Origin of the sequence: Streptomyces sp. NPDC002701, assembly GCF_042889045.1 — a bacterium.
Classification (GTDB): Bacteria; Actinomycetota; Actinomycetes; order Streptomycetales; family Streptomycetaceae; genus Streptomyces.
Map to the genome: position 1 here is coordinate 778,665 of NZ_JBIAQL010000003.1, position 12,345 is coordinate 791,009.

A 12,345-nucleotide genomic window follows, 5' to 3' on the forward strand; every position below is an offset into this window, starting at 1 on the left:
ATGGGCGCGGGCCACGCACACAAGCTCTACCGGCACGGGCACTCGCCCGTGCACGGTCTGCCGCCGCACACCAAGCTCGTCGCCGTCCTCGCCTTCGTGCTGGTCGTCGTGTCCACCCCGCGCGAGGCGATGTGGGCGTTCGGGCTGTACGCACTGCTGCTGGGAGCCGTGGCGTACGCGGCCCGCGTCCCGGCCGGCTTCGTACTGAGACGCCTCCTGATCGAGGTGCCGTTCGTGGCCTTCGCCGTGCTGATGCCGTTCGTGGCGCAGGGCGAGCGGACCGACGTGCTCGGGGTGTCCCTGAGCGTGAACGGCCTGTGGGGCGCCTGGAACGTGCTCGCCAAGGGCACGCTCGGGGTCGCCGCGTCCGTGCTGCTCGCCTCGACGACGGAACTGCGCGAACTGCTGCTGGGCCTGCAGCGGCTGAAGCTGCCACCGCTCCTCGTACAGATCGCGTCCTTCATGATCCGGTACGGGGACGTCATCGCCGACGAGATGCGGCGGATGCGGATCGCCAGGGAGTCGCGCGGCTTCGAGGCGCGGGGCGTCCGGTCCTGGGGCGTCCTCGCCAGGTCCGCGGGCGCCCTCTTCATCCGCTCCTACGAGCGCGGGGAGCGAGTACACCTCGCCATGGTCAGCCGGGGGTACACCGGTTCGATGCCGGTCATCGACGAGGTGACCGCGTCCCGGGCGCAGTGGTCGTACGCCTTCGCCCTGCCGGTCGCCGCGCTCGTCGTCTGTCTGCTGGGATGGACCCTGTGACCTCGCCCTCGCTTCCCTCCCCGCCCCCGCCGCCCTCCCTCGAAGTGGCCGGGCTGGCCTTCGCCTACCCGGACGGCCATCAGGCCCTGTTCGGGGTGGACTTCGCCGTCGGGCGGGGCGAGCGGGTGGCCCTGCTCGGTCCGAACGGCGCCGGCAAGACGACCCTCGTGCTCCACCTCAACGGCATCCTGACCGGCGGCGCCGGGACCGTGACGGTCGCCGGGCTGCCCGTCGGGAAGCAGCACATGGCACAGATCCGGCGGAAGGTCGGCATCGTCTTCCAGGACCCGGACGACCAGCTCTTCATGCCGAGCGTCCGCGAGGACGTGGCCTTCGGGCCCGCGTCCGCCGGGCTGAAGGGACCCGAGCTGGAGGCGCGGGTGCGCACCGCGCTGGAACGGGTCGGCATGGAAGGCTTCGCCGACCGCCCGCCGCACCACCTCTCCTTCGGCCAGCGGCGCCGGGTGGCGGTCGCGACCGTCCTGGCGATGGAGCCGGAGATCCTCGTCCTGGACGAGCCGTCGTCCAACCTCGACCCCGCCTCGCGGCGCGAACTCGCCGACATCCTGCGCTCGTTGGACGTCACCGTGCTGATGGTCACGCACGACCTGCCGTACGCCCTCGAACTGTGCCCCCGTGCCCTGATCCTCAGCGACGGCGTCATCGCGGCGGACGGCAGGACCGGTGAGCTGCTCTCCGACGACGAGCTGATGCGGGAGCACCGGCTGGAGCTGCCGTTCGGCTTCGACCCGCGCTCGGTGACAATGGGCGCGTGACGCGCGTGACCCGCGCGGCGCACCGTGAACGGCGAGGAGTACGGGCGTGGGTGTGGGCGTGGACGTGAACGGCACAGTGGCCGAGGGCTTCGAGCCGGTCAGGACGGCGTTCGTACGGAACTTCGAGGTGCTCGGGGACCGGGGCGCGGCGGTCGCCGTGTACCGGGACGGGCACAAGGTCGTCGACCTGTGGGCCGGGACGAAGGACATCGACGGGGCCGGTACGGGGTCCGGTGCGCAGTCGGGTACGCAGCCCGGTACGGGGCCCGAGCCGTGGGAGCGCGGTACCGCGCAGATCGTACGGTCGGCGACCAAGGGGGTCGCCGCGGCCGTGCTGCTGCTCCTGCACCAGCGCGGGCAGGTGGATCTGGACGCCCCGGTGGGCGAGTACTGGCCCGAGTTCAAGGCGGCCGGCAAGGAGCGGGTGCTGGTCCGGCACGTGCTCTCGCACCGGGCCGGACTGCCGGTCCTGGACCGGCCGCTGACCGCGGAGGAGTCGCTGGACCCGCTGCGGGGCGCCGAGGCCGTCGTCCGCCAAGCCCCCGTGTGGGAGCCCGGCACCGAGCACGGCTACCACGCCTTGACGTACGGCTGGCTGACGGGTGAGCTGGTGCGGCGGGTCACGGGCGCCGGAATCGGTGACTGGATCGCCGGGGAGATCGCCGGGCCGCTGGGCGCGGACCTGTGGGTCGGGCTGCCGGCGCGGGAGGCGGGGCGGGCCGGCCGGGTGGGCCGGATCGAGACGCCGGAGGCGGACGGCGGCGGGGCGCTGCGGGCGCGTCCGAAGCGGTCGGTGGTGGCGGCGTACGAGGACCCGGACTCGCTGACCCGGCGGGCCTTCGCCGCGATCAGCCCGTTCCCGGACCAGAACGACCCCGCGTACCGGGCGGCCGCGCTCCCCGCGACGAACGGCGTCGCGACGGCGGACGGGCTGGCCCGCTTCTACGCGGCGCTGATCGGCGAGGTCGACGGCGGCGCGCGCCTGTTCACGCCGGAGACGCTGGCGGCGGCCCGCGCCGAGGAGTCCGCCGGACCGGACCGGGTCCTGGTCATCACCACCCGCTTCGGCCTCGGCTACATGCTGCACGGCTCGGCCTCGCCGTTCCTCGGCACCGGTTCCTTCGGTCACCCGGGGCGCGGCGGTTCCCTCGGCTTCGCCGACCCCGGGTCGGGCATCGCCTTCGGCTATGTGACGAACGGCTTCCGCAAGACGGTGACGGCGGATCCACGGGCGCAGGCCCTGGTGCGGGCGGTGCGGACGGCCCTGTCGTCGTCCTGAGGTGTCCCGACCCGTGTGGCCGTGTGGCCGCGTCGTGGGCGGGCTGCGGGGCAGGAGTTCTGCATCCACGGGTGCCCTCAAGGGCCTTCCGTCCGCCGGTGCCCCTTTGTTGTGCTGGTCAGTCAGCTCCTGCCCAGCTGCCGAGGGAGAGATTTCTTTGCAAGGCCACGAAGAGAAGTTGCACAAGGACACTCGGCCTGGCGGTGTCAGAGGGCGGCAGCTCACCTCGCAGGCGCGTTCCACCGCCTCTCCCGTCTCGGCACCCTCCCTGGCCACCGGCGCGGGAGCGGCCGGCCGGAGCCCGGCGTCGGTGCTGGCGTTGCAGCGGTCCGTGGGCAACGCCGCCGTCGTCCAGCTGCTGGCGAACGAGCGGCACACGCACTCCTCGTCGTGCGGGCACTCCACCGTGGACGCGGCGGGACCGGACGTGCAGCGCCGGATGCGCGCACCCGAGCACCACGAGGAGACCGAGCAGCAGCTCCAGGCCGACGCCGTGCGTGAGGTGCTGAAGTCTCCGGGGCGCCCGCTGGACGAACCGACGCTCAACGAGATGCAGGCACGGCACGGCGGCGTGGACTTCTCCTCGGTGCGGGTGCACGACGACATCAGGGCGCAGCGGTCGGCAGCCGCGATCGGGGCCCGCGCGTACACCTCGGGCGAGAACATCGTGCGCGGCAAGGACGGCTTCGACAAGAAGACCCTCGCGCACGAGCTCAAGCACGTCCTCCAGCAGCGCCAGGGCCCGGTGGCGGGGACTCCGACCGGTGGCGGACTGACCCTGAGCAGCAAGAACGACCAGCACGAGCGGGAGGCCGAGGCGTCCTCGAACGAGGTCATGGCCGGACCTGTGCCCGTCCAGTCGGCGCCCGCGAAGGACGGTGCGGGCGTTGAGGCCGGGGCGGGGGCCGGGTCCCTGAACGTGCAGCGGGCCAGGACCAAGGAGGAGTCGCGGGGGTCGCGGAGTTCGGGCAAGCGGAAGGCGGACCGGGAGAAGGGGGAGAGCCCGCCGCGCGAGCGACGCAAGACCCGTGGCAGCGAACGTCCCGCGGCGGATCTGGACCGGCCGATCCTGGCCTTCACCTCCGCGTACACCGGCGATGCCGTCCAGAATCTCGACTACGACGCGAACATCGGGTTCCAGCAGACCGCCACCCTGCACAACCCCGCGAACTCGACGTCGACCGTCGCCGCCAACTACCACTTCTGGCAGGAGGTCTCCGACTCCAGCGTGCAGGTCGTCGAGTCCATGGGCCTGAAGAAGAACAACCGTGTACGCCGGAACTGGCAGGTGGACGGCCCGTACCGGCCGAACTACGACGACTGGAGCATCCACAACGGGGCTCAGGCCATCTCCTTCACCGACTCACCCGGCTTCACCGGTTCCTCGCGCATGTCCCCCGGGTACTTCCTGAAGTCCTACGAGGTCCAGTTCCGCTGGAAGGTCGCCAAGAACACCGGGCAGAGCTTCAGGAACACGACGGCCGGCTGGACCAGCCCCGTCATGACGCACACGGTGACGGCGGCCTTCGATCCCGAGAACCCGCGGGAATCGGCCCATGTCGTCCACCAGGCGGCCGGTGACGCCACGTGGCAGGTCGACCTCTCCGGCACGTAGGAAGCGGGACGGGCGGGCGCGGCGGGGCGCTGCTGGCGCGGCGGAGGCCGCGGCTAGGTGGCGCGGGGGCCTTCCGGCTGCTCGCGGACGTCCGCCAAGGTGCCGCCCGCGTGGTGGATCAGGGTCTTGGGGTCCATCGGGAACACGGCGTACGGGGTGCCGGCCGCGGCCCAGACCGTGTCGTGGTCCAGCAGGGAACGGTCCGCCAGCACGCGGGTCTTGGTGCGGTGTCCGAAGGGGGGTACGCCGCCGATGGCGTAGCCGGTCGTCTCCCTGACCAGGTCCGCGTTGGCCCGGGTGACCTTTTCCGCGCCGAGTTCCTGGCGTACGCGTTCGAGGTCCACGCGGGACGCGCCGTCCATGAGGACGAGGACCGGGACGCCGTCCGCCGCGAAGACGAGGGACTTGCAGATCTCGCTGAGGTCGCAGCCGAGTGCGGCGGCGGCTTCGGCGGCGGTGCGGGTCGAGTCGGGGAAGCGGCGGACCTGTGACCGGAGGTCGTCCAGGCCCAGGGCGTGGAGGGCTTCGGCGAAGCGGGGGTGGGCTGCGGTCGGTTCTTCTGCGGCGGTCATGGAGGGCACGCTAGTCGGTCGCCGTGGGAGGGCACATCCCGATTCCGGGGTGCGGGTGGGTGCGGGTGCGTGCGGGCGCGGGTGCGGGGCCGGGGGCTCGCGTCGTGGGGCGGGGCTGTGCCGGTACGTCGAGTTCGCCGCAGCCGGGCGTACTGCCCTCCGCTGTCATGGTGGGCTGGGTTGGGAAGAGCTACGCGGCGAACTGCGGCGTACCGGCACAGCCCCTCGCGTCGTTCGTCCGCCTTCGCGCCGTGGTGTGGCACGACGGAGCCGGTGAGGGCGCCCGTTCCTACGGGGTCCTCACCGGCTGGTCGTGGGGTCAGGCGTTCACCAGGTGTCGGTCCTCGTCCTTCGGGGTGGTGTCCAGGGACTTGAGGGCCTCGCCCTCCACGTCCACGTTCGGAAGGGCCCGGTCCAGCCACCGCGGAAGCCACCAGGCTTTCCTGCCCAGGAGGGCCAGGACCGCCGGGACGATCGCCATGCGGACCACGAAGGCGTCGAAGAAGACGGCGATCGCGAGGCCGAAGCCGATCATCTTGATCATCGAGTCGCTCGCGCCGATGAAGCCGCCGAAGACCGCCATCATGATGATCGCGGCCGCGACCACGACCCGGGCGCTGTGCCGGAAGCCGGTGACGATCGCCTGGCTCGGGGATTCGCCGTGTACGTACGCCTCGCGCATGCGGGTCACGAGGAACACCTCGTAGTCCATCGCCAGGCCGAAGACCACGCCCACCATGAAGATCGGCATCATCGACATGATCGGGCCGGTCTCCTCGACGCCGATCAGACTTGCCAGCCAGCCCCACTGGAAGACCGCGACCACTGCGCCGAGCGCCGCCAGCACGCTCAGCAGGAAGCCGAGTGCCGCCTTGAGCGGGACCAGGACGGAGCGGAAGACCACGATCAGGAGGAGGAAGGCCAGGCCCACCACCAGGGCCAGGTAGGGCACGAGGGCGTCGTTGAGCTTCTGGGAGAAGTCGATGTTCATCGCCGTGGTGCCGGTGACCAGGACCTGCGCGCCGGTGTCCGCCTTGACGTCGGCGCCTTGGTCGCGGATCGCGTGCACCAGGTCCTCGGTCTGCGTCGAGGACGGCTTGGAGTCCGGGATCACGGTGATGGTCGCGGTGTCGCCGGCCTTGTTGGGCGCCGGCGGGGTGACCGTGACGACGTCCTCAAGACCCTTGATGCCGTCCGCGACCGAGGCGAAGGCCGCCTTGGGGTCGTCGCCGGCCTTGGCGTCGACCACGATCATGAGGGGGCCGTTGAAGCCGGGGCCGAAGCCCTCCGAGAGGGTGTCGTAGGCGCGGCGCTGGGTCGTGGACGTCGGCTGGGAGCCGTCGTCGGGCAGGCCCAGTTCCAGCTGGGTGGCCGGTACGGCGATGACGCCCAGGCCGACCACGCCGAGCAGCAGCACGGCGGCGGGGCGGCGGATGACGAAGCTCGCCCAGCGGGTGCCCATGTTGGGGCGGGCGGTGGAGGGGTCGCCGGCTTCCGTGCCGGTTCCGCGTGCCCGCTTCCTGCCCTTCTCGCCTGCCGGGCGGATCTTCTTGCCCGCGTATCCGAGCATCGCCGGGATCATCGTCAGGGCGATGAGGACGGCGATCACGACCGTGCCGGCCGCGGCGAGGCCCATCTTGGTCAGCATCGGGACGTTGACGACCGCGAGACCGGCCAGGGCGATGACGACGGTGAGGCCCGCGAAGACCACCGCCGAGCCCGCGGTGCCCGTGGCGCGGCCCGCCGCCTCCTCGCGGTCGCGGCCCTCGGCCAGCTCGGCCCGGTAGCGGGAGACGATGAACAGCGCGTAGTCGATGCCGACCGCCAGGCCGATCATCAGCGCGAGCGTCGAGGTGGTGTCGCCGAGGTCGAGCGCGTTGGCGAGCGCGGTGATCGTGGAGACGCCGATACCGACGCCGATGATCGCGGTCAGCAGGGGCAGTCCGGCGGCGACCAGCGAGCCCAGGGTGATGACGAGGACGATCGCGGCGAGGGCGAGGCCGATGATCTCGCCGACCGCGCCCATCTCGGCCCCGGCCTCCAGCGCGTCGCCTCCGACGTCGACGGTCAGCCCGGCGGCCCGGGCGTCGTCGCCGGCCGTCTCCAGGGCCTCCCTGGTCGGATCCGCGAGTTCCATCCCGGGGACGTCGTACCGTACGGACGTGTAGGCGACCGTGCCGTCCCTGCTCACCGCGTTCGTCGTGAACGGGTCGGTGACGGAGACGACCTCGGAACCGTTGCCCAGGGTCTTGACGGTCTTGTCGACGGTCGCCCTGTTGTCGGCGTCCGTCATCTTCTCGCCCTCGGGCGCCTTGAAGACGATGCGACCGGTCGCTCCGTCGGCGCTGGCGCCGGGGAAACGCTCTTCGAGCAGGTCGAAGGCTTTCTGCGCCTCGGTGCCCGGGATGGAGAAGGAGGTGGTGCCCGCGGCGGGCGCGGAGGCCGCGCCGACACCCGCGAGTGTCAGCAGCGCCACCCATATCAGGACGGCGAAGTGCCGTCGCCTGAAGGCGGTCCGGCCGAGTGTGTAGAGGAACGTTGCCACGGGGGCGTACTCCCGATCAGGTCGGTGATGCAGGTGGTGACGGCTGGCGTCGGCGCCGGCATCAGGGCAGGGATCATCGGCCCGACGACGTGAGCGGTCGCGTCAGGAAGGGGTGGTGCGGGGTGGGTCGGGGGGGGACCCTGGGGCGGGCTTGTCTCAGGCGACCAGGGCGGGGAGGACCACTGCGTCGATGTACGAGGACAGGAATGCCTGCGTCGGTGGCTCGTCGTCGATCATCGTGCGGGCCACGAAGGCCCCGATGATCATGTGCAGTACGTAGTCGATCGCCGCGTTGTCCGCACGGACCTCGCCCCGGTCGACGGCGCGCTGCACCACCTGGCGCATCTCTGCCAGCTCCGGTTCGACCAGCCATTCCCGCAGGGCGGTCAGCAGGTCGGGGTTGGCGTGCACCGCCATGCCCAGGGCTCGCATCAGGGCGGAGTTCTGCTCCATCTCGCAGTCGTCCTGGCGGGTGGTCATCGCCTGCAGGTCACCCCGCAGGGAGCCGGTGTCCACGGTGCCCATGTCGACCGGCTTGTGATGCCGGATCGCCCTCGCCACCAGCTCGGCCTTGCCGCCCCACTGGCGGTAGAGCGTGGCCTTGCTGGACCGGGTGCGGGCCGCCACGGCGTCCATGGTCAAGGAGTCGTAACCGACCTCCCGGAGCAGGTCGAGCACGGCGTCGTACAACTCGGCCTCGCGCTCGGGCGTGAGCCGGCTGCGACGCGTCGTTGCTGTCTCAGCCATCCCGTGCACCGCTTCCTCTCGAACGAAACCGTCCCGTACACCAATGAAGATACCCCGAGCGCGAGCGAAACGAAACCGTTTCGTACGTGTGCCACATCACGCGTCTCCCGGGAACCACGAGTTGCCGGGCCCCGGCCACCGGAAAAACATGGGGAGGTGAGCGACGAGCACGAGAACCAGGGCGAGTGCGAGAACCAGGGCGGGTACCGGAACCAGGGCGGGTACGAGCGCGGGTCCGCCGCCTATCTGCGGTTCCCGCACCTCAGCGGTGACCGGCTGTGCTTCGTGGCCGAGGACGACGTCTGGGTGGCCCCCCTCGACCGGGCCGGCCGCGCCTGGCGGCTCACCGCCGACCGTACGAAGGTGAGCCACCCGCGCTTCTCCCCCGACGGGCGGCACCTCGCGTACACGACCTGGCGCAGTCACGTGCCGGAGATCCAGCTCGCGCCCGTCGACGGCGGCCCGGCCCGGCGGCTCACCTACTGGGGCAACGCCGACACCCAGGTCTGCGGCTGGTCGCCCCCCGACCAGGACGGGAACTGCGACATCCTCGCCGTCGCCTCGCACGGCGAACCCTTCTCCTACTTCACCTGGGCCTACAGCGTGCCGGTCGACGGCGGCCCGGGCGGCAAGCTCCCGTGGGGCCCGGTCTCCGACATCGCGGTCGCCGACATCGCGGGCGAACGCAGGACGCTGCTGCTCACCGGCACGCCTCCGCACGAACCCGCCGCCTGGAAGCGCTACCGCGGCGGCGCCACCGGGCGGCTCTGGCTGCACGGGCGGCGCATCCTGGAGGACCTCGGAGGGCACCTGCACTCACCGATGTTCGTCGGCGGGCGGATCGCCTTCCTCTCCGACCACGAGGGCATCGGCAACCTGTACTCGTGCCTGCACGACGGCTCCGGCCTGCGGCGCCACACCGACCACGACTCCTTCTACGCCCGGCACGCGTCCAGCGACGGCAGCCGTGTCGTCTACCAGTGCGCGGGCGAGCTGTGGATCGTCGACGACCTGGCCGCGGACGCCCGGCCCCGCCGGCTCGACGTACGGCTCGGCGGACCGCGGACCGGACGCCGGCCCTACCAGGTGCCGGCCGCCCAGCACGTCGACGGGATCTCCGTGGACAGGACGGGCCGGGCCAGTGCCGTCGTCGTACGCGGCAGCCTGTACTGGCTCACGCACCGCGACGGGCCGGCCCGCACCATCGCGGACACCCCGGGCGTCCGCGTCCGGCTGCCGGAGATGCTCGGACCCGGCGGGCAGGTGGCGTACGTGACGGACGCGGACGGGGAGGACGCCGTCGAGGTCGCCCACCTCCCGCGGGCGACAGGGGAGCGCGGGCCGCGCCGGCTGGCGTCGGGCGCGCTGGGGCGCGTCCTCGAACTCGTCTCCGACCCGAAGGGCGACCGGCTCGCCGTCGCGTCGGACGACGGCAGACTGCTGCTGCTCACCGTGTCCGACCCGGAGGCCGACGAGGCCGGTGGACCCGGCGCGGTCACCGAGCTGGTCCGGTCCGTCAACGGGCCGGTGCGCGACCTCGCCTTCTCGCCGGACGGGACCTGGCTGACCTGGTCGCATCCCGGCATCGGCCGCACGCTCCGCCGGATCAGGATGGCGCGGATCACGGCGGCGGGCGCGCCCGTGGTCGTCGACGTCACCGACGGCCGCTTCGAGGACGAGAACCCGGTCTTCACCTCGGACGGCCGCTTCCTCGCCTTCCTGTCCTGGCGCGGCTTCGACCCGGTGTACGACGTCCACACCGGCGACCTCTCCTTCCCGCTGGGCTGCCGCCCGTACCTGGTGCCGCTGTCCTCGGCGACCCCGTCCCCGTTCGCGTTGACCCCCGAGGGCCGCCCGGCCGCCGGCGGTTCCGACGACGAGGACGCGGGCGCGGGGAACGGCGCGGTGACCGTCGAGACCGAGGGGCTGGAGAGCCGGGTGACGCCCTTCCCCGTCACCGCCTCCAAGTACTCGGCGCTGTACCCGGTCGCCGGCTGCGGCCTCGTCTGGCTGCGCTGGCCGATCTCGGGGGCACTGGGCGAGACGTTCGCGAACCCGGACGACACCAGCGGCCGGCCGACCCTCGAGTACTTCAGCCTCACCAAGGCGAAGAAGTCCGAACTCGTCGAGCACCTGGACTGGTTCGCCCTCAGCGGTGACGGCAGCCGGCTCGTCGTGGTCGACGAGGGGGAGCTGCGGGCCGTGCCGTCCACCGAGTCCGGCGACGGCGACACGACCGTCTGGATCGACCTGCGCCGCATCCTGCACGAGGTCGACCCGGCCGCCGAGTGGCGGCAGGCGTACGCGGAGGCGGGCCGCCTCGTCCAGGCGTACTTCTGGGAGCCCGGCATGTGCGGCGTCGACTGGCAGGGCGTCCTGGACCAGTACCGCCCGCTGGTCGAACGGGTCGCGTCCCCCGACGAGTTCGCGGACCTCCTCCGCGAGGTGCTGGGCGAACTGGGCACCTCGCACGCGTACGTCTCCGCCGCGCGCCGCAACGAGGGTCCGGCGCACTACCAGCGGCCGCAGGGCGTGCTCGGCGCGAACTGCGTACGCAGGGACGGCGGCTGGGTCGTCAAGCGCATCCTGCCCGGCGACTCCAGCGACTCCAAGGCGCGTTCACCGCTGGCCGGTACCGGCATCCGCGAGGGCGCGCGGCTCACGCATGTGGACGGCCGCCCGGTGGATCCCGTCACCGGGCCGTTCCCGCTGCTCGCGGGCGCGGGCGGTACGACGGTGGAGCTGACGTTCACCCCGGCGGCCTCGGCGGAGGATCCCGGGGGTGCGGGGCGGTCGCGCCGGGTGGCGGTGGTCCCGCTCGTCGACGAGCGCCCCCTGCGCTACCAGGACTGGGTGGCCAAACGCCGTGCGGTGGTACGGGAGCTGAGCGGCGGCCGGTGCGGTTACCTGCACATCCCGGACATGGGCGGCTCGGGCTGGGCGCAGTTCAACCGCGACCTGCGCATGGAGGTGTCGCGGCCGGCGCTCATCGTCGACGTGCGCGGCAACGCGGGCGGCAACATCAGCGAGCTGGTCATCGAGAAGCTCACCCGTACGATCATGGGCTGGGACCTGACCCGTAACGCGCAGCCGGTGTCGTACACGTCCAGCGCCCCGCGCGGGCCGGTGGTCGCCCTGGCCGACGAGGCGACCTCGTCGGACGGCGACATGATCACGGCGGCGTTCAGACTGCTCGGTCTCGGGCCGGTGGTGGGGCAGCGCACGTGGGGCGGAGTGGTGGGCATGACCGGCCGGCACTCCCTGGGTGACGGGACGGTCATCACGGTGCCGATGAACGCCGCGTGGTTCGAGGCGTACGGGTTCTCCGTGGAGAACCACGGGGTCGCTCCTGACCTGGAGGTCCTGCGTACGCCGCTGGACTGGGCGGAGGGCCGCCACGCCCAACTGGACGACGCGGTCCGCCTGGCCCTGACCCTCCTCTCCACCCACCCCCCGTCCACCCCACCCCGCACCCCCACCCCACCCACCAACACCCGCCCCGCCCTCCCCCCACGCACATCCCCAGCCTTTTAGGGCCGCGGGAAACTGCGCACCCCTACCAACAGGGCCCACTTGCCTTAGGGGCGCGGGGAACTGCGCGACCAGCCACAACGCACCCGCACCCGCACCCGACACGCAACGCCCCCACGACCACGGCAACAAAGAAACGCGGGGCGCCCCAGAGAAGAAAGGGCACCCCACGTCACTTCCGGCCAAGGCCGAACACAAGCGCCGGCTCAGACCTCGAACTCGTCCAACCGCTCCCGCACACCCTGCTGCCGCTGCGCACCCTCAGGCGCCCGCCGCTCAGCACGCTCAGAGCGCTCGGCGCGCTCACCACGCTCAGGACGCTCCGACCGCTCGGGCCGCTCACGCTCCGGCCGCTCCGAGCGCTCCGGCCGCTCACGGTCGGGCCGCTCGGGCATCCGCCCGCGCTCACTCGCGTCGTCGCGACGCTCACCGAACTTCTGCTTCGCGTTGCGCTGAAGTTCGTCGGACTTGTCCTGGAACTGGTCCTTGATGGCCATGAGGTTCACTCCCGTTTGTGG

At 72.1% G+C, this 12,345-nt stretch carries 9 protein-coding genes; 5 read left to right on the forward strand and 4 right to left on the reverse strand.

Annotation, left to right across the window (positions count from 1 at the left end; all coding sequences use genetic code 11):
• The 4 genes from cbiQ (at position 1) to ACFYXC_RS11865 (ending at position 4,432) form a co-directional block, all read left to right on the forward strand.
• Positions 1-762: a cobalt ECF transporter T component CbiQ gene (cbiQ, locus tag ACFYXC_RS11850; RefSeq protein ID WP_388918931.1), complete on the forward strand. Its 762-nt coding sequence runs from the start codon at positions 1-3 to the stop codon at positions 760-762.
• Positions 750-1,538: an energy-coupling factor ABC transporter ATP-binding protein gene (locus tag ACFYXC_RS11855; RefSeq protein ID WP_388918934.1), complete on the forward strand. Its 789-nt coding sequence runs from the start codon at positions 750-752 to the stop codon at positions 1,536-1,538. The genes cbiQ and ACFYXC_RS11855 overlap by 13 nt, the downstream gene beginning before the upstream one ends.
• Before the next feature lie 58 nt (positions 1,539-1,596).
• Entirely contained in the window at positions 1,597-2,817 is a 1,221-nt protein-coding gene (locus ACFYXC_RS11860) for a serine hydrolase domain-containing protein (protein WP_389550040.1), read from the forward strand.
• Between the two features lie 178 nt (positions 2,818-2,995).
• Complete coding sequence (locus ACFYXC_RS11865) at positions 2,996-4,432, forward strand: DUF4157 domain-containing protein (protein ID WP_389549730.1); 1,437 nt, start codon at positions 2,996-2,998, stop codon at positions 4,430-4,432.
• A gap of 53 nt (positions 4,433-4,485) precedes the next feature.
• Here ACFYXC_RS11865 and ACFYXC_RS11870 read toward each other — a convergent pair whose 3' ends face one another.
• The 3 genes from ACFYXC_RS11870 to ACFYXC_RS11880 form a co-directional block, all read right to left on the reverse strand.
• Complete coding sequence (locus ACFYXC_RS11870; RefSeq protein ID WP_389549733.1) at positions 4,486-5,004, reverse strand: YbaK/EbsC family protein; 519 nt, start codon at positions 5,002-5,004, stop codon at positions 4,486-4,488.
• A 319-nt stretch (positions 5,005-5,323) separates the two neighbouring features.
• Positions 5,324-7,549: an MMPL family transporter gene (locus ACFYXC_RS11875; protein ID WP_389549736.1), complete on the reverse strand. Its 2,226-nt coding sequence runs from the start codon at positions 7,547-7,549 to the stop codon at positions 5,324-5,326.
• Between the two features lie 156 nt (positions 7,550-7,705).
• On the reverse strand, positions 7,706-8,296 hold the full coding sequence (locus ACFYXC_RS11880) for a TetR/AcrR family transcriptional regulator (protein ID WP_389549739.1): 591 nt from the start codon (positions 8,294-8,296) through the stop codon (positions 7,706-7,708).
• A gap of 246 nt (positions 8,297-8,542) precedes the next feature.
• On the opposite strand from ACFYXC_RS11880, the gene ACFYXC_RS11885 reads away from it, so the two are divergent.
• Complete coding sequence (locus ACFYXC_RS11885; protein WP_389550043.1) at positions 8,543-11,830, forward strand: S41 family peptidase; 3,288 nt, start codon at positions 8,543-8,545, stop codon at positions 11,828-11,830.
• Positions 11,831-12,033: 203 nt separating this feature from the next.
• On the opposite strand, the gene ACFYXC_RS11890 is transcribed toward ACFYXC_RS11885, so the two are convergent.
• The gene (locus tag ACFYXC_RS11890; protein WP_389549742.1) at positions 12,034-12,324 is read right to left on the reverse strand and encodes a hypothetical protein; all 291 of its coding nucleotides are present in this window, start codon (positions 12,322-12,324) and stop codon (positions 12,034-12,036) included.
• Positions 12,325-12,345 lie beyond the last annotated feature (21 nt).